The following is a 20492-nucleotide window of genomic DNA, read 5'->3' on the forward strand; positions in this document are numbered from 1 at the left end:
CGGCGATGATTCCGGCCGAGTACCTGCGCTTCATATCAGGGTTCCCCTCTTTTGGTGATCAACATCGGCTATGGAACGAGAGGGTTCATGTCCCTGTCAAGTAATTAAGGATATTGGCTTGATCTGCACCTGTGGGTACGGTGCCGGTGTCTCAAACGATCGGGCCGGACGAACGGGGCGCACCCTGTTCGTCCGGCCCGTGAGACGGTGCCGCTTCGGGGCCTACTTCTTCAGCGCCCTGTCCACAGCCGCGTTGAGCTGGTCCGGCGTGATGATCGGGGCACCCTCCTGGGCGCCCTCGACCGTCAGCTTCTCGCCGTTCATCTTGAACGTCGGGGTGCCGGTGACGCCGCTCTCGTCGAACTTCTTCGACATCTCCAGGGCCCACCGGTCGAAGGTGCCGTTGGTGACGTCCTTCTCGAACTCGGTGTTCCCCTTGAGCTCCTTGACCTCCTCGGCGACCTCGAGGAGGTAGTCGTCGTCGGCGAACTTGTCCTCGGACTCGGCCGGGTGGTTCTCCTCCGAGTACAGGGCCTTCTTGTACTCCAGGAAGGCGTCCGGGCTGACGTTCAGGGCCGCGCCGAGAGCACTCAGGGAGTTCTTCGAACCGTTGCCCCTGGCCATGTTGTCGATGAAGGTGGCCATCGTGTAGGACGCCCGGTACTTGCCGTCCTCGACGTCCTTGATCACGGTCTCGCCCGAGGCCTGCTCGAAGGCGGCGCACGTCGGGCAGCGCATGTCCTCGTAGATCTCGAGGACCGGAGCGCCCTTCTCGCCGATCATGATCGTGGTGCCCTTGTCGCCGGAGGTGTTCGCCGGCTTGACGAGCTTCTTCTCGGCGGCCGCGCTCCAGTCGGTGCCACTGCCGCCGTCGTCCATGTTGGCGACGGCGAAGCCGACGCCGCCCGCGACCGCGAGGATCGCCAGCACCGAGCCGCCGACGACCGCCTGGCGGCGCAGCTTGTCCTTCTTGGCCTGCTTCTCCCGCTCGGCCCGCAGCCGCTCGCGGGCGGCGCGCTTGGCTTCCTGGCTGTTGCGCTTGCTCATGGGGGTGTGTTCTCCGTGTCCGGTTCGTATTGGGTGGGGACGGTGGTGCTCAGGCGGCGAGGGCCGCGGAGCACGGAGGTCCGCGCCGTACGACGGAGTGGGTCAGCACAGGGAGCGCGCGGTGCGCGCGGGTGCGGTGGGCGGGGCGCGGCACACGGCCGCAGGCCTCGCCGGCCGAACTTCGGGCTCCCACCGCCCGCAGCAGCGGCCGGAAGACGGCCGCCGCGGCGGCGCGCAGCAGCCGGGAGAGCGCCGCGTCGCCCCGGTGCAGCCACGCGGCCGCCGTCAGGCCGACGGCCACATGCGCGGCCAGCAGCAGCCACGGGGCGGCCGGGTGGGCGGCCACGGACAGCGGGGACGCGCCGGAGGCGGTCATCCGCGCCAGCGGCGTGCCGAAGTCGCCTCCCGCGCACAGCAGGTCCAGGCCGACCGCGCGCAGCGGCCCGGCCACCGGGCCGCCGGCCTGCCCGTAGCAGGCGTGCTGGCCGGTGGTGAAGACGGTGTCGGCGGCCAGTTCCAGCGGTACCAGCAGCGCGGCGATAGCCCGGAAGCCCCGCTCGCGTCCGGCGAGGGCGAAGGCGATCACGAACACCGTCGCGCCGACCGCCAGGAGCGGCGGATACGGCAGGGGGCCGGCCGAGAGCAGCACATGGGCGCCCGCGGACAGCACGAGGCACACCGCGGTGAAGACCGCGGCGCGCACCGCCCGGATGCCTGTGTCGGTGAAGCCGGTCCTGCCCATCGCAGCCGAGTGTGCCACGGGCTCCGCTAAGAAGTGCCTAAAGAACGGGCGCCGGGTGAGGATCGCAACACGACCGAAGCCCGCGGCCGCGGGTGTGGGCGGTGTGACCTGTGTGGCACCGGAGGTCGCACGGCGGGGGCGCACGGGATCCCGGGAGGGCTCACGGGGGCGTGGCGGCGGCCCGGCGCGGGGCCGCCCGGCGGGACACGCGGCGGGGACACGCGGCGGGGCCCGGCGCACCCGCCGTGCGACGGCTCCCACCGGCCCCGGGACGTAGACTTCGGACCCGTTCAGGGAACCGCCGCACGCCCGCTCGTTGGAGGACATCCGCCGTGGCAAAACCGCCGTTCACACACCTGCACGTACACACGCAGTACTCCCTGCTGGACGGTGCGGCGCGGCTGAAGGACATGTTCGAGGCGTGTCAGGAGATGGGCATGACGCACATCGCCATGACCGACCACGGCAACCTCCACGGGGCCTACGACTTCTTCCAGCACGCCACCAAGGCCGGCGTCACGCCGATCATCGGCATCGAGTCCTACGTCGCCCCGCAGTCGCGGCGGTACAAGCGGCGCGTCCAGTGGGGCCAGCCCCACCAGAAGCGCGACGACGTCTCCGGCTCCGGCGGTTACACCCACAAGACGATCTGGGCCTCGAACAAGGCGGGCCTGCACAACCTCTTCCGGCTCTCCTCGGACGCCTACATGGAGGGCTTCTTCGTCAAGTGGCCCAGGACCGACCGGGAGATGATCGCCGAGTTCTCCGAGGGCCTGATCGCCTCCACCGGCTGCCCCTCGGGCGAGGTGCAGACCAGGCTGCGGCTCGGCCAGTTCGACGAGGCGCTCAAGGCCGCCTCCGAGTACCAGGACATCTTCGGCAAGGACCGCTACTTCCTGGAGCTGATGGACCACGGCATCGACATCGAGCGCCAGGTCCGCGACGGGCTGCTGGAGATCGGCAGGAAGCTGGGCATCCCCCCGCTGGTCACCAACGACAGCCACTACACCTACTCCCACGAGGCCGAGGCGCACGACGCGCTGCTGTGCATCCAGACCGGCAAGAACCTCTCCGACCCCGACCGCTTCCGGTTCAACGGCGCCGGCTACTACCTGAAGTCCACGGAGGAGATGTACGCCATCGACTCCTCCGACGCCTGGCAGGAGGGCTGCCGCAACACCCTCCTGGTCGCCGAGCAGATCGACACCGACGGGTGGTTCGAGAAGCAGGACCTGATGCCCCGCTTCCCCGTCCCCGAGGGCCACACCGAGGAGTCCTGGTTCCGCGAGGAGGTCCGCCGGGGCATGGCCCGCCGGTACTCCGGCAACGTCCCCGAGGACCGGCAGAAGCAGGCCGACTACGAGATGGACGTCATCGTCCAGATGGGGTTCCCCGGCTACTTCCTGGTCGTCGCCGACTTCATCATGTGGGCCAAGAACAACGGCATCGCCGTCGGCCCCGGCCGAGGCTCCGCGGCCGGCTCGATCGTGGCGTACGCCATGGGCATCACCGACCTCGACCCGATCGAGCACGGGCTGATCTTCGAGCGGTTCCTCAACCCCGAGCGCGTCTCCATGCCCGATGTCGACATCGACTTCGACGAGCGCAGGCGCGGTGAGGTCATCCGTTACGTGACCGAGAAGTACGGCGCCGACAAGGTCGCCCAGATCGGCACCTACGGCACCATCAAGGCGAAGGCCGCGATCAAGGACTCCGCCCGGGTGCTGGGCTACCCGTACGCGATGGGCGACCGCATCACCAAGGCGATGCCCGCCGACGTCCTGGGCAAGGGCATCCCCCTGTCGGGCATCACCGACCCCAAGCACCCCCGCTACAACGAGGCGGGCGAGATCCGGGGGATGTACGAGAACGAGCCGGACGTGAAGAAGGTCATCGACGCAGCCCGCGGTATCGAGGGCCTGGTGCGGCAGATGGGCGTGCACGCCGCGGGCGTGATCATGTCCAGCGAGCCGCTGATCGACCACGTGCCGGTCTTCAGCCCCAAGAACGACGGTGCGGTGGTCACCCAGTGGGACTACCCCACCTGCGAGTCGCTCGGCCTGCTGAAGATGGACTTCCTGGGCCTGCGCAACCTCACGATCATGGACGACGCCGTCAAGCTGGTGAAGGCCAACAAGGGCGTCGACATCACCCTGCTCGATCTCACGCTGGACGACCCCAAGACCTTCGAGCTGCTCCAGCGCGGCGACACCCTGGGCGTCTTCCAGTTCGACGGCGGCCCCATGCGCTCCCTGCTGCGCATGATGAAGCCCGACAACTTCGAGGACATCTCCGCGGTCTCGGCCCTGTACCGGCCCGGCCCGATGGGCATGAACTCCCACATCAACTACGCGCTGCGCAAGAACGGGCAGCAGGAGATCACCCCGATCCACCCGGAGCTGGAGGAGCCTCTCAAGGAGGTCCTCGACATCACCTACGGCCTGATCGTCTACCAGGAGCAGGTGCAGAAAGCCGCCCAGGTGCTCGCCGGGTACAGCCTCGGGCAGGCCGACCTGCTGCGCCGGGCGATGGGCAAGAAGAAGAAGGAGGTCCTGGACGCCGAGTTCGTCAACTTCCAGAAGGGCGCCCGGGAGAAGGGCTACTCCGACGAGGCCATCCAGGCCGTGTGGGACGTGCTGGTGCCCTTCGCCGGATACGCCTTCAACAAGGCGCACTCCTCGGCGTACGGACTGGTCTCCTACTGGACGGCCTACCTCAAGGCGAACTACCCGGCCGAGTACATGGCCGCCCTGCTGACCTCGGTGCGCGATGACAAGGACAAGTCGGCGGTCTACCTCAACGAGTGCCGCCGCATGGGCATCAAGGTGCTGCCGCCGGACGTCAACGAGTCCGAGGCGAACTTCACCCCGCGCGGCGACGACACGATCGTCTTCGGACTGACCGCCGTGCGCAACGTCGGCCAGAACGTGGTGGACTCGATCGTCGCCTGCCGCAGGGCCAAGGGGAAGTACACCTCCTTCCCCGACTTCCTCGACAAGGTCGACGCGGTGGTCTGTAACAAGCGCACCGTCGAGTCGCTGATCAAGGCCGGCGCCTTCGACGAACTGGGCCACACCCGCAAGGGCCTGACCGCGCACTTCGAGACCATGATCGACAACGTGGTGCAGGTCAAGCGGAAGGAGGCCGAGGGACAGTTCGACCTCTTCGGCGGGATGGGGGAGGAGTCCTCCGACAGCGGCCCCGGCTTCGGCATGGACGTGGAGTTCTCCCCCGAGGAGTGGGACAAGAGCTACCTGCTCGCACAGGAGCGGGAGATGCTCGGCCTCTACGTCTCCGACCACCCGCTGTTCGGGCTCGAACACGTGCTGTCCGACAAGACGGACGCGGCGATCTCCCAGCTCACCGGCGGTGACTTCGCCGACGGCTCGATCGTCACCATCGGCGGGATCATCTCCGGCCTCCAGCGGAAGATGACCAAGCAGGGCAACGCCTGGGCGATCGCCACCGTGGAGGACCTGGCGGGCTCGATCGACTGCATGTTCTTCCCCGCCACCTACCAGCTCGTCTCCACCCAGCTCGTGGAGGACGCGGTGGTCTTCGTCAAGGGACGCCTGGACAAGCGCGAGGACGTCCCCCGGCTGGTCGCCATGGAGCTGATGGTCCCCGACCTGTCGGACGCCGCCTCCGACGCGCCCGTCACCATCACCATCCCCACCGTCAAGGTCACCCCGCCGCTGGTGGAGAAGCTGGGGGAGGTGCTCACCCACCACCGCGGCTCCACCGAGGTGCGGGTCAGGCTCCAGGGCGGCCGCAAGACGACGGTGCTGCGCCTGGACCGGCACCGGGTCACCGCCGACCCCGCGCTCTTCGGCGACCTCAAGGCGCTGCTCGGCCCCTCCTGCCTGGCAGGCTGAGGCGGGCCGCAGACGCGACGGGGCGCCCCGGTCCTTGCCGGGGCGCCCCGTGCGGTGGCCGCCGCCGTGCCGTGCGCGGCGGCCGGTGTCAGTTGTGGCCGAAGCGCCTGCGGTGCCTGCGTGCCACGTCGGCGGGGGTGCCCTGCGCGGCCGGCTGCGTCCGCGCCATCCGCTCGGCGGTGGTCCTCGACTGCTCCTGGGTCTCCTCTGCGGCGGTGCGCCCGCCGCGCCGCTCACGAGCTTCCTTCTTGTGCTTGCCCATGGTCGCCTCCTGTGCGGATCACAAAACGCTGGGCCGTGCCCAGCGTCGCACGCGTCCGCACAGCGCGCATGTCGGGCGACAGCCCTCGGTAGCCGCCCCTTCCGGCGGGAAAGCGGTGCCTCCCGCACGGTGGACACCGGCCTCCCGCCACGCCGAAGATCGAGCCGGAGCCCATAAGCCCTGTACGGTCGGGCAGACTCGAAACAGACTCGAAGGAGTGGGGCCGGGGCGAACGCGCCGCGGCCGCACCAGACGTCACCGGCCCCGGCGGCCGTACCGGTCGTGCCGGTCGTACCGAGAGTGGGTGGAGCGTGGACCGCTGCGTCGTCCTGGTGGACGCCGGATATCTTCTGGGCGCCGCCGCGAGCCTCCTGGCGGGCGAGCCCGCGCGCTCCCGGATCACCGTGGACCACTCCGTGCTCATCCAGGGGCTGCGTGAGCGCGCCGAGCTGGACACCGGCTGCCGGCTGCTGCGCATCTACTGGTTCGACGGCGCCCCCGACCGGGTGCCCCAGCCCGAACACCGGCGGCTGCGGGTGATGCCGCGTGTGACGGTACGGCTCGGCGCTCTCACCCGCAGCGAGGGGCGGTGGGCGCAGAAGGGCGTGGACGCCGCCATGCACGCCGAGCTGACGGAGCTGGCCCGCAACCGCGCCTGCTCCGACATCGTGCTGGTCACCGGGGACGGCGACCTGCTGCCCGGGCTGATGTCCGCCAAGGAGCACGGCGTGGCCGTCCACCTGTGGGCGGTCCAGGCCGCCGACGGCGACTACAACCAGTCCGAGGACCTGGTGGCCGAGGCCGACGAGCGGCGCGTTCTGGACCGCGCCTGGATCACCCGGGCCGTACGGGCCAGGGACCTGACCGGGGTCTGCCCGCCACAGCAGCCCGAGATCGCCGCCATCCTCTCCGCCCCGCTGCCCGAGCCCGCCCCCTCCGGCGGGAGCGCCCCGGCCACCGCCTCCGGCGGCAGCGGCGTCCCCGCGCCGGACACCACGGGCACGGCGGGTACGGCGGGTACGGCGGGTACCGCGGGCGCCGGGAGCGGTGCCGCTCCGGTCCCGGCACCCGGCGGGAACGGTGCCGCGGCCCCCGTCGCCGGGGAGTTCGGCGAGAAGGCGCCCCGGGAACCCGCGGAGGGGCTCACCGCCGGCCCCGGCGACGGCCTCGCGGAAGACCTCGGCGACGGCCTCGGGGACGGCCTCGGGGGAGGGGAGGGGCGGGCCGCCGACACCGGCCACGGCCGCGGCGTTCCCACCCCCAAGGACCTCGCCGGACTCGGCCGGCCCGCCGCGCACCCCCACAACGCCTCCTCCGCACCCGCCGGCGCCACCCTGCGCTGGTCCTCCGACAAGGGCTGGATCGACCGGGGCGCCGTCCCCGAGTCCACCGAGGCCGCCGCCCTGCCGATGCTGGCCCAGCTCACCACCGCCGAGCAGCGGTGGGCCGACCGCGAGGAGGACATCACCACCGTCAGCGGCGACCCCTTCGAGGTCGGCCAGGTCTTCGCCCGCCGCTGGATCGAGCGGCTGGGGTCCACCGCCCGGCTGAGGACGCTGTCGGGGGAGTACCCCCGCATCCCGCACCGCATCGACGGCGAGCTGCTGCGCTACGCCGCCCGCTTCGGCCTGCTGGCGCACAAGGACGACCAGATCGACGAGCAGGACCGCTACGCGATCCGCGCGGGCTTCTGGCGCGAGGTCGACGCCCGCACCGCGGGCGAACGCGCACCCGCCGCGGAATGAGCCCGCGCCGGGCGCGTACCCTCGTAGCTCGTGAGTACGGGCACTGGGCAGGCGGTGGGCGACACGGTGGAGAGCGTGGAGACGCCGGGGGAGACCGCCGTACGCGTCCACGACCTGGTCAAGACCTACCCCGCCCGGCGCGGCCGCCGCGGCGCCCCCGCCACTGCCGCCGTACGGGCCAGCGACAACGTCAGCCTGACCGTCCGGCGGGGCGAGGTCTTCGGCCTGCTCGGCCCGAACGGCGCCGGGAAGACCACCCTGGTGCGGCAGCTCACCGGGCTGCTGCGCCCCGACTCCGGGCGCGTCGACGTCCTCGGCCACGATCTGGTCCGCCATCCGCGGCGGGCCGCGCGGCTGCTGGCCTACCTCGGCCAGGAGTCCACCGCGCTGGACGAGCTGACCGTGGCGCTGGCCGCCGAGACCACCGGGCGGCTGCGCGGTCTGGACGCGGCGGCCGCGCGGCGCGAGAGCGGCGAGGTCCTGGAGGAACTGGGACTCGGCGCGATCGCCTCACGCCCCCTGAAACGGCTCTCCGGCGGCCAGCGGCGGCTGGCCTGTGTGGCGGCGGCGCTGGTGGGGGAGCGGCCCCTGCTGGTGCTGGACGAGCCGACCACCGGCATGGACCCCGTCGCGCGGCGCGCGGTGTGGGCGGCGGTCGACCGGCGGCGGGCCGAGCGCGGGGCCACGGTGGTCCTGGTGACCCACAACGTCATCGAGGCCGAGCTGGTGCTGGACCGGGTCGCGGTGATGGACCGCGGCCGGGCGGTCGCCTGCGGCACCCCGGCCGGCCTGAAGTCCATGGTCGGCGAGGACGTACGGCTGGAGCTGGTGTGGCGCGACCGGCCGCCGCTGGAGGTCCCCGAGGTCGCCGCGCTGTGCCCGGACGCCGCGGAGACGGGCCGCCGCTGGACGCTGCGGCTGCCCCCCGAGGAGGCGCGCGCGGCGGTCGCCGCCGTCACCGGCGGCCCGGCGTTCGCCGCACTGGACGACTTCACCCTCGCCACACCGAGTCTGGAGGACGTCTACCTGGCACTGGGAGGACACACGGAAGGTCTGGTGAAGGCGTGAGCACGGCCGTGGCGAGGACCCGGCGGGAGGCCCCGGAAGCGGCCGGAACCCACGAGGAGGCGGAAGGGGCGAAGGCCGCCCCGCTCGCCCCGGGCGCGAGGCTGTGGCCCGCCCTGGGCGCCGTCTACCGGGCGCAGCTGTCCAGGGCCCGGGTGGCCCGCATCCCGCTGCTGTTCGTGGCGACCTTCCAGTCGGTCGGGATCATGGTCCTGATGCGCGGGGTCGTCGACGGCGGCCCCGGACAGGAGGCGCGGGCGGTGGTGGCCGGCTCCAGCGTGCTGGTGGTCGCCTTCGTCGCGCTCAACCTCCTCGCCCAGTACTTCGGCCAGCTGCGCGCCTCCGGGGGCCTGGACCACTACGCCACCCTGCCGGTGCCGCCCGCCGCGGTGGTGCTGGGCACGGCGGGCGCGTACGCCTCCTTCACGGCGCCCGGCACGGCGGTCACCGCGGTGGCCGGCTGCCTGCTCTACGGGCTTCCGCTGGACGGACTGTGGCTGCTGGCGGCGGTGGTGCCGCTGGCCGGAGCGGCGCTTGCCGGACTCGGCGCGGCTCTCGGCCTGCTCGCGCCCCGCCAGGAACTCGCCACGCTCTGCGGACAGCTGGGGATGTCGGCGGCCCTGCTGCTGGGCGTGCTTCCGGCCGGAGGCCTGCCGGAACCGGTCCGGCTGCTGCGGGACCTGCTGCCCTCGACGTACGGCGTGGAGGCGCTGGCCGCAGTCCTCGGGCCCCGGCCGGACTGGGACCGGGTGGTCCTCGACCTGGGAGTGTGCGCCGCCGTCGGAGCCGTGGCACTGGCCGCCGCCGCCTGGGCGTACCGCCGGGCCGCGGTGCGCTGACCGCCGCCCCGGCCGGGTGATCGCCGTGTGCGGTACCGCCCGGCGGGCCGGGGGCCGGACCTGGCACGATGGCAGGGTGACCGCACCGACGCCTTCCTCCCCGGACCACGGCTCGTCCCAGTCGCCCCCGCCCTACGACCCGTGGGGGAGTGCCCCGCGCGGCAAGGACCCCGGCGAGAACCCCGCGGAGGGCGGGGACGGCGGCGCCCCGGCCGGACGGGAGGTCCTCGAAGCCGCGGCGGTGGCGGCGGCCGTGGCGGTCCTGGGAGTGGCGCTCGGGCTGCTGTGGCTGTGGCTGGCCCCCAGGGTTCCGCTGATCTCGGACGGCACGGCCGTCTACCTCAAGAACTCCGAGGGCGAGGAGACGGTCGGCGCCGACGGCACGTTCGTCCTGCTGGCCCTGGGCATCGGCGCGCTGAGCGGGGCCGCGGTCTTCCTCGCCCGGCGTCGCGGCGGCGTCGGCGTGGTGATCGGCCTGGCGGCCGGCGCGCTGGCCGGCTCGTTGCTGGCCTGGTGGCTGGGCGTACAGCTCGGCCCGGACCAGGACGTGGTCGCCCAGGCCAGGGCCGTGGGCAAGGGCAGGGTCTTCGACGCCCCGCTGGAACTCCAGGCCAAGGGGGCGCTGCTGGCGTGGCCGCTGGCCGCGCTGGGCGTCCATCTGGCGCTCACGTCCCTGTTCACCCCCCGGGAGCCCGAGCCGACACACCCGCTCCACCCCGGGTGGGGGCCGCCGCCGGGCGGCGCGGAGGACCGGCCGGGGGCGTGAGGCCCTGCCCCCGGCGGCCGGTGCGGTTTCGGAGCGGCTACCGGGAGCGGGCGATCGGCGCCGTCACCGCACCGGTGAGCTTCACCAGGTCGGCGGGGGTCAGCTCGATCTCCAGTCCCCGGCGTCCGGCCGAGACGCAGACGGTGGGGTGCCCCTCGGCCGAGGCGTCCACCACCGTCGGCAGCGCCCTGCGCTGGCCCAGTGGGGAGATCCCGCCGCGCACATAGCCCGTGGCGCGCTCGGCGGCGGCCGGGTCCGCCATCGCGGCCCGCTTGCCGCCGGCCGCCGCCGCCAGCGCCTTGAGGTCCAGCGATCCGGAGACGGGGACGACAGCCACGGTCAGCGTGCCGTCGACGTCCGCGACGAGCGTCTTGAACACCTGCTCCGGGTCGAGCCCGAGGGCCTCGGCGGCCTCCTCCCCGTAGGAGGGAGCGGCCGGATCGTGCTCGTAGGAGTGGAGGGTGAAGTCCACGCCCGCCCTCGTGGCGGCCACCGTCGCCGGGGTGCCCCCGGAACCCGTCTTCTGCTTCTTCCTGGCCATTCTCGCCGTGCCTCGCGTCGGTCGGTACTGGTGTGCGGTCGCCGTTCCCCGGCGGCGCGCCGGTTTCCGGGCGGCGTCAGTTCGGGCTGGTCGGTACGCGGGTGAGGTCCGCCGCGGGAACGGACGGGAGCCTGCCGATCAGCGCCGTCTCGCGCCTGAGGATCCTCAGCTCCTCGGCCAGCCGCGTGGCGGTGTCCGGAGCCTGCAGCAGCCGCTGCCTGGTCGGGGTGTCCAGGACGGTGGCGGCGGCCACCAGGTACGACACCACCGACGGCTCGTCCGGCAGCTCCTGACCGCCGGCCAGGGTCCTCTCCCGCGCGCCGGCGAGCTGCTTCTGGTAGGCGCGGAAGGCCCGCAGCACGCCGGAGGCGAGCGCACCCGCCCCCTCGCCGCCGTCCTCCGCCAGCTCCTCGACCTCGCCGACCAGATACGGCCCCGAGGCGTCGACGGACAGCAGCCGGAAGCGGGTGGTGCCGGTGGCGAGCACCTCGTAGCCGGCCCCGTTCCCGCCGGCCCGCTCCCCGTCGTCGTCCCCGTCCTCGCCGGCCTCCTCGCCGTCGCCGGAGCGCTCGCGGATGGACGTGGCGTCGGCGACGCAGCCCACCGTGTGGAAGGCGCGCATCGGGTCGGGGCCGAAGCCCGCGGCCGGCCCGGCGGCGGCCTGCGCCGTGGGGTCCGGCATCCCGACCGCGGTGGGGGCGACCTCCCGGCCGTCCCGGATGGCGACCACCCCGAAGCGGCGCGGTGCGTCCTCGGGGATCTCCAGCAGGTCGCGCATGAGGGCGCGGTACCGCTGCTCGAAGACGTTCAGCGGCAGCACCAGCCCCGGGAACAGCACGGTGTTGAGGGGGAAGATCGGTAGGCGCGTGGTGGTCACAGCCGCAGCCTACGGCCTCCCCGCGGTGGGGCGCCCCGTCACCCGTCACCCGCCCGCCGCACGCGCCCCGCGTCCGGCCGCCGGGCGCGCTCACTGACGCCTCAGCAGCCGGGTGGCCCCGGCCGCGACCGTGGTGGCCAGCACCCAGCCGAGCATGATCAGCGCCGCGGCCGTCCACTGGTAGGCCCCCGCGGGCTTCCAGTGGCTGTCCTGCCCCAGGTCGATCACCGGCAGCAGCAGGTCCAGGACGTACAGCGGGGCGTTCCAGTGCGGCGACTCCCCCGGTTTGAGCGGGGCCGGCGGCCGCCGGGCGAACAGCACCGCGCCCGAGGCCCACAGCACCGCCATCCACAGGGCGGCCTGGCCCGGCCGGTAGCCGTAGGCGACCGTCCAGTCCTGCAGATAGCCCCACAGCTTGGCGGCCAGCGGCAGGGTCTCGCGGCGGCGGCGCTGCTTGGCCAGCAGTACCGCGCGCGCGTCCGCGTCCTCCCCGCTGTTGCGCATCACCGCCGCGAGCTGCTCGTACGGCTCCGGGGCGTACTCCGGCGTCGCCGTCTCCAGCCACCGCAGCCGCTGGGCGAGGGTGAACCGGCCGCGCGGGATCAGGTTCTGGTAGGTGAACCCGGCCATCCACAGCCCCTCGTCCACCGGCCAGCTCTCCACCCTGTCCACCAGGTTGTCCACGGTCGCCCCGGCGAGCACCACCCGGCCGCCGCCCGGCCGCTCGGGGGTGAAGCACAGCTCCGGGGTCTGGATGCGGCGCAGCGACAGCTCCTGGTCGCGCCGGAGGTCGAAGCGGGCGTCGTCCAGCACCAGCGAGTCCCCGAACTTCCCGTCGTCCAGCTTCACCCCGCCGGTGCACTCGAAGCGCTTGACGCGCCGCACCATGTGGCTGTGCTCGTCCGGAGGCGGCCAGGAGGTGCCGCCCGGCGGAGTGGTGCCGTGGACCACCGGCAGCCGACGCGGCCCGGAGGAGGCGAAGTGGGCGAAGTGCTCCACGGTCATCTGCGGCGCGTACAGCGCGTACTGTCCGTTGCCGCCGCGCAGGACGCTGCCGTACATGAACAGCGAGCCGCCGATCTCCGCGCCGCGCAGGCTCACCTCCCCCTGGGCGAGCATCAGGCTGGCCTGGAGGTCCTGGGCGACCTGGATCCCGTCGGCGGACAGCGACCGCACGCGCTCCCCCCGGCCGACCGTCATCTCGTTGAGCATCAGGTCCGTGCCTATGGAGGCGTCGGTGAGCCGGACGCCACCGGGAATGGTGCAGCGCGGCAGGTGGAGATCGCCCTCGGTGCTCATCCGGGCGGCCTCCAGCCTGGGTATGTGGCAGTCGATCATGCGGGCGGTGACCAGCCGGCACTCGTGCAGCAGCACCTCCTGCTCGAAACGGCACTGCCGGAACTCGAAGTACGGCTCGACCGTCCCGCCGGACAGGTCCAGCTTCCCCGTCACATACACACCGGTCAGCTGCAGGGACGCGACACGCCCGAGCAGCGGCGGCGGACCGTGCAGCAGGAGCAGGGCGACGACGCGGGCCCGCACCGTCCGCTGCGGCCCCCACTCGTGGTCGCCGTTCGGGTCGTCCAGCTCCGCCTCGCCCGAGCGCAGATCGTGCTCGCTGCCGTTGCGGAAGGCCTGCCACATGCCCCACTCCGCGGTGGTCAGCCGGATACCGGGCGGCGGATCCCCGTTGTTCGGAACATCACTCACGACGTGTCCCCCAAGTCACAGATGGCGCTGCGTGACGATCAAGACGCTATCGGTCAGCACTGACATCTGAATGCCCTCTCCAGGCCCACCCGTACCGCGTATCACGCACTGATACGGAGCGCCGGGCACCGGATCGCGTCTGAGACACTGGGACACGTGCTTCGATCCGTATCCATGACCCGACTCGACCTGCGCGGACGCGATCTCGCCGCCGCCGGGGTCGAGCGGGAGCTGCTGCCCCGAGCCGAACTCGACGTCGAGGCCGCCCTGGAGAAGGTGCGGCCGATCTGCGACGCGGTGCACCATCGCGGCACGGCCGCGGTGATCGAGTACAACGAGCGCTTCGACGGCGTGCGGCTGGAGCGCGTACGGGTTCCGGCCGAGGCACTGGACAAGGCGCTGGCCGACCTCGACCCCGCGGTGCGGGCGGCGCTGGAGGAGTCCATCCGCCGCGCCCGGATCGTCCACCGCGACCAGCGGCGCACCGACTCCACCGTCCGCGTCGTCCCCGGCGGCACCGTCACCGAGCGGTGGGTGCCGGTCGAGCGGGTGGGCCTGTACGTGCCCGGCGGCCGGGCCGTCTACCCGTCGTCCGTGGTGATGAACGTCGTGCCCGCGCAGGAGGCCGAGGTCGGATCGCTGGCCGTCGCCTCGCCGCCGCAGAAAGGCGTCCCCGGACACTGGGCGGCGGGGCTGCCGCACCCCACGATCCTGGCCGCCTGCGCCCTGCTGGGCGTCGACGAGGTGTACGCCGCCGGCGGCGCCCAGGCGATCGCCATGTTCGCCTACGGCACCGAGGAGTGCGCGCCCGTCCAGCTGGTCACCGGCCCCGGCAACATCTGGGTCGCCGCGGCCAAGCGCCTGCTCAAGGGCCGCATCGGCATCGACTCCGAGGCCGGCCCCACCGAGATCGCCATCCTCGCCGACGACACCGCCGACGCCCGCCACGTCGCCGCCGACCTGATCAGCCAGGCCGAGCACGACACCCTGGCCGCCGCCGTCCTGGTCACCCCCTCCGAGGCGCTGGCCGACGCCGTCGACGCCGAGCTGACCAGTCAGGTGGCCTCCACCAGGCACCAGGAACGCATCGCCGAGGCGCTGGCCGGGAGGCAGTCCGGCACCATCCTGGTGGACGACCTGGACCAGGGCCTGGCGGTGGTGGACGCCTACGCCGCCGAGCACCTGGAGATCCAGACCGAGGACGCCGCCGCCGTCGCCGCCCGGGTCCGCAACGCGGGCGCGGTCTTCGTCGGCCCCTGGGCCCCGGTCTCGCTGGGCGACTACTGCGCCGGCTCCAACCACGTGCTGCCCACCGGCGGCTGCGCCTGCCACTCCTCCGGGCTGTCCGTGCAGTCCTTCCTGCGCGGCATCCACGTCGTGGACTACACCCGCGACGCGCTGGCCGACGTGGCCCACCACGTGGTCACCCTGGCGGAGGCCGAGGACCTGCCCGCTCACGGGGCGGCCCTCAAGGCGAGGTTCGACTGGAAGGTGCCACAGGGGAAGTGACCGGCATCGACGACCTGCCCATCCGGGACGAACTGCGCGGCAAGTCCCCCTACGGGGCGCCGCAGCTGGACGTGCCCGTACGGCTGAACACCAACGAGAACCCCCACCCGCTGCCCGAGGCGCTGGTGGCCCGCATCGCCGAGCGCGTCGCCGAGGCCGCCCGCGATCTCAACCGCTACCCCGACCGCGACGCGGTGGAGCTGCGCGGCGAGCTGGCCCGCTATCTGACCCGCACCGCCGGGCACGAGGTCACCGCGGGGAACGTCTGGGCCGCCAACGGTTCCAACGAGGTGCTCCAGCAGCTCCTCCAGGCCTTCGGCGGCCCGGGGCGCACCGCGATCGGCTTCGAGCCCTCGTACTCGATGCACGCCCTGATCGCCCGCGGCACCGGCACCGGCTGGATCTCCGGGCCGCGCAACGACGACTTCACCATCGACGTGGAGGCGGCGAAGGCGGTCATCGCCGAGCGCCGACCGCACGTGGTCTTCGTCTGCTCGCCCAACAACCCCACCGGCACGGCCGTCGACGCCGAGACCGTGCTGGCCCTGTACGAAGCCGCCCAGGCCGCCCGGCCCGCCATGGTGATCGTCGACGAGGCGTACGGCGAGTTCAGCCACCGGCCCTCGCTGCTGCCGCTGATCGAGGGCCGCCCGAACCTGGTGGTCTCGCGCACCATGTCCAAGGCGTTCGGCGCCGCCGGGCTGCGGCTGGGCTACCTCGCCGCCCACCCGGCCGTCGTCGACGCCGTCCAGCTGGTGCGCCTGCCCTACCACCTGTCCGCCGTCACCCAGGCCACCGCGCTCGCCGCGCTGGAACACACCGACACACTCCTCGGTTATGTCCGGCAGCTCAAGGACGAGCGGGACCGGCTGGTGGCCGAGCTGCGGGCGATGGGCTGCGAGGTCACCGACTCCGACGCCAACTTCGTGCAGTTCGGGAACTTCGACGGCCCCGGCGGCGCCCACGCGGTGTGGCAGGCGCTGCTGGAGCGCGGCGTGCTGGTCCGGGACAACGGAGTGCCGGGCCGGCTGCGGGTCACCGCCGGCACCCCGGCCGAGAACGACGCGTTCCTCGACGCGGTACGCGCAGTACTGAAGGAGAACAACCGATGAGCCGTGTGGGTCGCGTCGAGCGCACCACCAAGGAGACCTCCGTCGTCGTCGAGATCGACCTCGACGGCACCGGGAAGGTCGACGTGTCGACCGGGGTCGGCTTCTACGACCACATGCTCGACCAGCTCGGCCGCCACGGGCTGTTCGACCTCACGGTCAAGACCGAGGGCGACCTGCACATCGACAGCCACCACACCATCGAGGACAGCTCGCTGGCGCTGGGCGCCGCCTTCCGGCAGGCGCTGGGCGACAAGCGGGGCATCGTCCGCTTCGCAAACGCCTCGGTGCCGCTGGACGAGTCCCTCGCCCAGGTGACCGTGGACCTGTCGGGGCGGCCGTACCTGGTGCACAGCGAGCCGGAGAACATGGCGCCGATGATCGGCAGCTACGACACCACGATGACCCGGCACATCCTGGAGTCCTTCGTCGCCCAGGCGCAGATCGCCCTGCACGTCCACGTCCCCTACGGGCGCAACGCGCACCACATCGTGGAGTGCCAGTTCAAGGCGCTGGCCCGCGCGCTGCGCTATGCCAGCGAGATCGACCCGCGCCAGACGGGCATCCCCTCCACCAAGGGCGCCCTGTGAGCGTCGCGCGCGCGGCTGCCGGGCCGCTGCCGACGATGATGCGTGTGCTGTGCCGTGCGGGCGGAGAAGCGAACGGGGAAGGTGCTGTGAGCGTCGCGCGCGCGGCTGCCGGGCCGCGGTCGGCGATGCGTGTGCTGTGCCGTGCGGGCGGAGAAGCTCACGGAGAAGCTCACGGAGGAGCGCTGTGAACGGTGTCTCCATTCTGCTGATCTTCGTGGGGCTCTTCCTGCTCGGCGGCGCCATCTCCTTCTGGAAGCAGCGGATGCCCAAGGGGGTCGTCACCCTGCTCGGCATCGGCGCCGCCCTGTCCCTGATCGCCGGAATCCTGCGCCTGGAGGTGTGGTCATGACGGAGAGGAAGAAGGTCGTCGTCTTCGACTACGGCTTCGGCAACGTGCGCTCGGCCGAGCGCGCCCTGGCCCGGGCCGGCGCGGAGGTGGAGATCACCGGCGACTACGACACCGCGATGAACGCCGACGGGCTGCTCGTGCCCGGCGTCGGCGCCTTCGCCGCCTGCATGACGGGTCTGCGCAAGGCCCGCGGCGACTGGGTCGTCGAGCGCCGGCTCGCCGGCGGGCGTCCGGTGATGGGCATCTGCGTCGGCATGCAGATCCTGTTCGGCCGGGGCATCGAGCACGGGGTCGAGGCCGAGGGCCTGGACGAGTGGCCCGGCACGGTCGGCCCGCTCAAGGCGGACGTCGTACCGCACATGGGCTGGAACACCGTCGAGGCGCCCGGGGACTCCAGGCTGTTCGCGGGCCTGCCCGCCGACGCCCGCTACTACTTCGTGCACTCCTACGCCGTGCACGACTGGGAGCTTGAGATCACCAACCCCGCCATGGCCGCCCCCAGGGTCACCTGGGCCACCCACGGCGAGCGGTTCGTCGCGGCCGTGGAGAACGGCCCGCTGTGGGCCACCCAGTTCCACCCCGAGAAGTCCGGCGACGCCGGCGCGCAGCTGCTGACCAACTGGATCAGCACCCTCTAGCCCCACCCGCCACCACCCCGATCCCCAGGACCTTAGGACCGCCAGCTGATGAGCACCCACCGTCTCGAACTCCTCCCCGCCGTCGACGTCCGCGACGGACAGGCCGTCCGCCTCGTCCACGGCGAGTCCGGCACCGAGACCTCCTACGGCGACCCGCTGGAGGCCGCCCTGGCCTGGCAGCGGGCGGGGGCGCAGTGGCTGCATCTGGTGGACCTGGACGCCGCGTTCGGCACCGGCGACAACCGCGAGCGGATCGCCGAGGTCGTCCGCACCATGGACATCAGGGTCGAGCTCTCCGGCGGCATCCGCGACGACGCCTCCCTGGCCGCCGCGCTGGCCACCGGCTGCACCCGGGTGAACCTGGGCACCGCCGCACTGGAGAGCCCCGAGTGGGTGGCCAAGGTGATCGCCGAGCACGGTGACAGGATCGCCGTCGGCCTCGACGTGCGCGGCACAACCCTGCGCGGGCGCGGCTGGACCCGCGACGGCGGCGACCTCTACGAGACGCTGGAGCGCCTGAACTCCGAGGGCTGCGCCCGCTACGTCGTCACCGACATCGCCAAGGACGGCACCCTCAAGGGCCCCAACCTCCAGCTGCTGAAGGACGTCTGCGCCGCCACCGACCGCCCGGTCGTCGCCTCCGGCGGCGTCTCCTCCCTTGACGACCTGCGTGCGATCGCCACCCTGGTACCCGAGGGCGTCGAGGGAGCCATCGTGGGCAAGGCCCTCTACGCCAAGGCGTTCACCCTGGAAGAGGCCCTGGAGGCAGTGTCCCGATGACGGAGTCCGCGGCGGTGGGACGGGAAAGCGACGCAGAGGGGGAGGCGGCCGGAGACGGCCGGCGCCTCCGGCGCGTGCGCAGCGACAGCCACTGGGAGGAGACCATCGGCTCCGCCCGGGCCGTCGAGATCGGCGACCGGATCCTCGTCGCGGGCACGATGCCCCTGGCCGACGGGGCGATCCAGGGCGAGGGCGACCCTTACGTCCAGGCCCGGACCGCCTTCGAGCGGGCCGTGGCGGCTCTGGAGCCGTTCGGCCTGGACGTCCGCTCCGTCGTCCGTACCCGCATGTACATAACCCACGCGCGCGACGTGGAGGACGTGGGCCGCGCCCACCGTGAGGTCTTCGGCTCCGTCCGCCCCGTCGCGACGCTCGTGGTCGTCTCCGGCTTCGTCGACTCGCGCGTACTGGTCGAGGCGGAGATCGAAGCCTTCCGCACCCCGAAGGAGCACGCCTAAGTGTCCCTGGCCGTACGAGTCATCCCCTGCCTGGACGTGGACGGCGGCCGGGTCGTCAAGGGGGTCAACTTCCAGAATCTGCGCGACGCCGGCGACCCGGTCGAGATGGCCAAGGTGTACGACGCGGAGGGCGCCGACGAGCTGACCTTCCTCGACATCACCGCCTCCTCCGGCGACCGCGAGACCACCTACGACGTGGTGCGCCGCACCGCCGAGCAGGTCTTCATCCCGCTGACGGTGGGCGGCGGCGTGCGCACCACCGAGGACGTGGACAAGCTGCTGCGCGCGGGCGCCGACAAGGTGGGCGTCAACACCGCCGCCATCGCCCGACCGGAGCTGATCCGGGAGATCGCCGAGCGCTTCGGCAGCCAGGTGCTGGTGCTGTCGGTGGACGCCCGCCGCTGCCCGGAGGGGACGGTGACGCCGTCCGGCTTCGAGGTCACCACGCACGGCGGCCGGCGCGGCACCGGCATCGACGCGGTCCAGTGGGCGCACCGGGCCGCCGAGCTGGGGGCCGGGGAGATCCTGCTCAACTCCATGGACGCCGACGGCACCAAGGACGGCTACGACATCGCCATGGTCGGCGCCGTCCGCAAGCACGTCACCATCCCCGTCATCGCCTCCGGCGGAGCGGGGAAGCTCGCCGACTTCGCCCCGGCGGTGGAGGCGGGCGCGGACGCGGTGCTGGCCGCGAGCGTCTTCCACTTCGGTGATCTGCGCATCGGACAGGTCAAGAACGCCCTGCGCGAGGCCGGGCACCCGGTGCGCTGACCCGGCGGCCCGGCGGCCGTCCGGGACGCCGGGTCACACGCTGTCACGGACGGCGGCCCGCGCGGCCCCGCGCAGGGCCGCGCCCGCCTCCCGGGGAATCGGGTCGCCGTGCCCGAAGCAGGCGGTCTCCGTCTCCAGGGCGGCCAGCCGGTGGAACGACTCCAGTGCGCGGGCGCGGTCGAGGTTGAACACTCCCAGTATGGTGCGGCCCTCCACGTTCGCGATCGCGTCCCCCGTGAACAGCACCCCGTGTGCGGGCAGGTGGAGCGCGATGCTGCCGTCGGTGTGACCGGGCGCGGCCACGACCCGCGCCCCGCCGCCGAAGTCGACCATGTCGCCGTCGGCCAGCTCGCGGTCGACCCGGCACGGCGGGGCCGCGGGCAGCGGGGGCAGGCTCTCGTACAGCTCGCGCTCCCAGCCGGGCGCGTCGGTGAAGTCCGGCGGCGGACCGGGCAGCTCGCCCCGGACGACCGGCGCGTCCAGCCGGTGCGCCATGACGGTCGCGCCGGTCAGTTCGGCGAGTTCGGCGGCGCCTCCGGCGTGGTCCTCGTGGAAGTGGGTCAGGATGATGCGGTCGATGTCCTCCGGCTCGTGGCCCAGTTCCCGGACGGCCTCGGCGCCGACGGCCCAGGAGCCGGCGGTCCCGGTGTCCACCAGGGTCAGTGAACCGGGATCGCGCCACAGATACGCCTGGCCGACGGTGAAGGCGAACATGTGCAGTCCGGGCAGTACCCGGGTGGTCTCCATGACGCGCATCCGAACACGCGGACCGCCGGGCCGTGCCGCGCCGCGCCGTCGGCTCGACCGGAAGAGAGCCTT

General features: G+C 72.8%; 20 protein-coding genes. 13 read left to right on the top strand and 7 right to left on the bottom strand.

Annotation, left to right across the window (positions count from 1 at the left end; genetic code table 11):
* Positions 1–222: 222 nt before the first annotated feature.
* Together CUT83_RS22655 and CUT83_RS22660 are read right to left on the bottom strand one after the other, a co-directional pair.
* Positions 223–1047, bottom strand: coding sequence for a thioredoxin domain-containing protein (locus tag CUT83_RS22655; protein WP_101257677.1), 825 nt, complete (start codon positions 1045–1047; stop codon positions 223–225).
* Positions 1048–1096: 49 nt separating this feature from the next.
* The gene (locus tag CUT83_RS22660) at positions 1097–1789 is read right to left on the bottom strand and encodes a hypothetical protein (RefSeq protein ID WP_101257678.1); all 693 of its coding nucleotides are present in this window, start codon (positions 1787–1789) and stop codon (positions 1097–1099) included.
* A 332-nt stretch (positions 1790–2121) separates the two neighbouring features.
* Between CUT83_RS22660 and dnaE the strand changes: the two genes are divergently transcribed.
* Positions 2122–5664, top strand: coding sequence for a DNA polymerase III subunit alpha (gene dnaE, locus CUT83_RS22665; RefSeq protein ID WP_101257679.1), 3543 nt, complete (start codon positions 2122–2124; stop codon positions 5662–5664).
* Positions 5665–5752: 88 nt separating this feature from the next.
* Here the strand turns inward: dnaE and CUT83_RS30395 are convergent, their stop codons facing one another.
* Positions 5753–5926, bottom strand: a complete 174-nt coding sequence (locus CUT83_RS30395; RefSeq protein ID WP_165869512.1) for a hypothetical protein — start codon at positions 5924–5926, stop codon at positions 5753–5755.
* A gap of 311 nt (positions 5927–6237) precedes the next feature.
* Between CUT83_RS30395 and CUT83_RS22670 the strand changes: the two genes are divergently transcribed.
* From CUT83_RS22670 to CUT83_RS22685, 4 genes are all read left to right on the top strand, one after another.
* Positions 6238–7671: an NYN domain-containing protein gene (locus CUT83_RS22670; RefSeq protein ID WP_101257680.1), complete on the top strand. Its 1434-nt coding sequence runs from the start codon at positions 6238–6240 to the stop codon at positions 7669–7671.
* A gap of 30 nt (positions 7672–7701) precedes the next feature.
* A complete protein-coding gene (locus CUT83_RS22675) occupies positions 7702–8739 on the top strand; it encodes an ABC transporter ATP-binding protein (RefSeq protein WP_420882432.1) in 1038 nt (345 codons plus the stop codon).
* Positions 8736–9575, top strand: a complete 840-nt coding sequence (locus CUT83_RS22680) for an ABC transporter permease (protein ID WP_240958007.1) — start codon at positions 8736–8738, stop codon at positions 9573–9575. Before CUT83_RS22675 ends, CUT83_RS22680 begins: the two co-directional genes overlap by 4 nt.
* Before the next feature lie 76 nt (positions 9576–9651).
* Positions 9652–10341 (top strand): hypothetical protein, encoded by a 690-nt coding sequence (locus tag CUT83_RS22685; protein ID WP_240958008.1) that lies wholly within the window; start codon positions 9652–9654, stop codon positions 10339–10341.
* A 37-nt stretch (positions 10342–10378) separates the two neighbouring features.
* On the opposite strand, the gene ybaK is transcribed toward CUT83_RS22685, so the two are convergent.
* The 3 genes from ybaK to CUT83_RS22700 form a co-directional block, all read right to left on the bottom strand.
* The gene (gene ybaK / locus CUT83_RS22690; protein ID WP_101257681.1) at positions 10379–10882 is read right to left on the bottom strand and encodes a Cys-tRNA(Pro) deacylase; all 504 of its coding nucleotides are present in this window, start codon (positions 10880–10882) and stop codon (positions 10379–10381) included.
* Positions 10883–10958: 76 nt separating this feature from the next.
* Positions 10959–11759 carry an LON peptidase substrate-binding domain-containing protein gene (locus tag CUT83_RS22695; protein WP_101257682.1) on the bottom strand — a complete coding sequence of 267 codons (801 nt, stop codon included), beginning with the start codon at positions 11757–11759 and terminating at the stop codon, positions 10959–10961.
* Positions 11760–11849: 90 nt separating this feature from the next.
* Positions 11850–13469: an oxidoreductase gene (locus tag CUT83_RS22700; protein WP_101257683.1), complete on the bottom strand. Its 1620-nt coding sequence runs from the start codon at positions 13467–13469 to the stop codon at positions 11850–11852.
* 174 nt (positions 13470–13643) lie between these two features.
* Here CUT83_RS22700 and hisD point away from each other — a divergent pair, with 174 nt between their 5' ends.
* From hisD to hisF, 8 genes are all read left to right on the top strand, one after another.
* On the top strand, positions 13644–14978 hold the full coding sequence (gene hisD / locus CUT83_RS22705; RefSeq protein ID WP_101257684.1) for a histidinol dehydrogenase: 1335 nt from the start codon (positions 13644–13646) through the stop codon (positions 14976–14978).
* Entirely contained in the window at positions 14975–16090 is a 1116-nt protein-coding gene (locus CUT83_RS22710; RefSeq protein ID WP_101257685.1) for a histidinol-phosphate transaminase, read from the top strand. Before hisD ends, CUT83_RS22710 begins: the two co-directional genes overlap by 4 nt.
* Positions 16087–16677, top strand: coding sequence for an imidazoleglycerol-phosphate dehydratase HisB (gene hisB, locus CUT83_RS22715; RefSeq protein ID WP_093655257.1), 591 nt, complete (start codon positions 16087–16089; stop codon positions 16675–16677). The genes CUT83_RS22710 and hisB overlap by 4 nt, the downstream gene beginning before the upstream one ends.
* Positions 16678–16861: 184 nt before the next feature.
* Positions 16862–17026, top strand: a complete 165-nt coding sequence (locus CUT83_RS30400) for a CG2302 family histidine operon protein (protein WP_165869513.1) — start codon at positions 16862–16864, stop codon at positions 17024–17026.
* Positions 17023–17664, top strand: a complete 642-nt coding sequence (gene hisH, locus CUT83_RS22720) for an imidazole glycerol phosphate synthase subunit HisH (protein ID WP_101257686.1) — start codon at positions 17023–17025, stop codon at positions 17662–17664. The genes CUT83_RS30400 and hisH overlap by 4 nt, the downstream gene beginning before the upstream one ends.
* Before the next feature lie 48 nt (positions 17665–17712).
* Positions 17713–18444, top strand: coding sequence for a bifunctional 1-(5-phosphoribosyl)-5-((5-phosphoribosylamino)methylideneamino)imidazole-4-carboxamide isomerase/phosphoribosylanthranilate isomerase PriA (gene priA, locus CUT83_RS22725; RefSeq protein WP_093848396.1), 732 nt, complete (start codon positions 17713–17715; stop codon positions 18442–18444).
* 74 nt (positions 18445–18518) lie between these two features.
* Positions 18519–18902: a Rid family hydrolase gene (locus CUT83_RS22730; RefSeq protein WP_240958010.1), complete on the top strand. Its 384-nt coding sequence runs from the start codon at positions 18519–18521 to the stop codon at positions 18900–18902.
* The gene (gene hisF / locus CUT83_RS22735) at positions 18903–19673 is read left to right on the top strand and encodes an imidazole glycerol phosphate synthase subunit HisF (protein WP_101257688.1); all 771 of its coding nucleotides are present in this window, start codon (positions 18903–18905) and stop codon (positions 19671–19673) included.
* A 33-nt stretch (positions 19674–19706) separates the two neighbouring features.
* Here the strand turns inward: hisF and CUT83_RS22740 are convergent, their stop codons facing one another.
* Positions 19707–20420, bottom strand: a complete 714-nt coding sequence (locus tag CUT83_RS22740; RefSeq protein ID WP_101257795.1) for an MBL fold metallo-hydrolase — start codon at positions 20418–20420, stop codon at positions 19707–19709.
* Between the last annotated feature and the right edge of the window lie 72 nt (positions 20421–20492).

It is taken from the genome of Streptomyces barkulensis (genome assembly GCF_002843305.1).
Lineage (GTDB): Bacteria > Actinomycetota > Actinomycetes > Streptomycetales > Streptomycetaceae > Streptomyces > Streptomyces barkulensis.

Coding starts and splice junctions, on each gene's coding strand:
- CUT83_RS22660 (WP_101257678.1), bottom strand. CDS start 1,789: ATGGGCAGGACCGGCTTCACCGACACAGGCATCCGGGCGGTGCGCGCC.
- CUT83_RS22655 (WP_101257677.1), bottom strand. CDS start 1,047: ATGAGCAAGCGCAACAGCCAGGAAGCCAAGCGCGCCGCCCGCGAGCGG.
- hisD (WP_101257684.1), top strand. CDS start 13,644: ATGACCCGACTCGACCTGCGCGGACGCGATCTCGCCGCCGCCGGGGTC.
- hisH (WP_101257686.1), top strand. CDS start 17,023: ATGACGGAGAGGAAGAAGGTCGTCGTCTTCGACTACGGCTTCGGCAAC.
- CUT83_RS22740 (WP_101257795.1), bottom strand. CDS start 20,420: ATGGAGACCACCCGGGTACTGCCCGGACTGCACATGTTCGCCTTCACC.
- priA (WP_093848396.1), top strand. CDS start 17,713: ATGAGCACCCACCGTCTCGAACTCCTCCCCGCCGTCGACGTCCGCGAC.
- CUT83_RS30395 (WP_165869512.1), bottom strand. CDS start 5,926: ATGGGCAAGCACAAGAAGGAAGCTCGTGAGCGGCGCGGCGGGCGCACC.
- ybaK (WP_101257681.1), bottom strand. CDS start 10,882: ATGGCCAGGAAGAAGCAGAAGACGGGTTCCGGGGGCACCCCGGCGACG.
- hisB (WP_093655257.1), top strand. CDS start 16,087: ATGAGCCGTGTGGGTCGCGTCGAGCGCACCACCAAGGAGACCTCCGTC.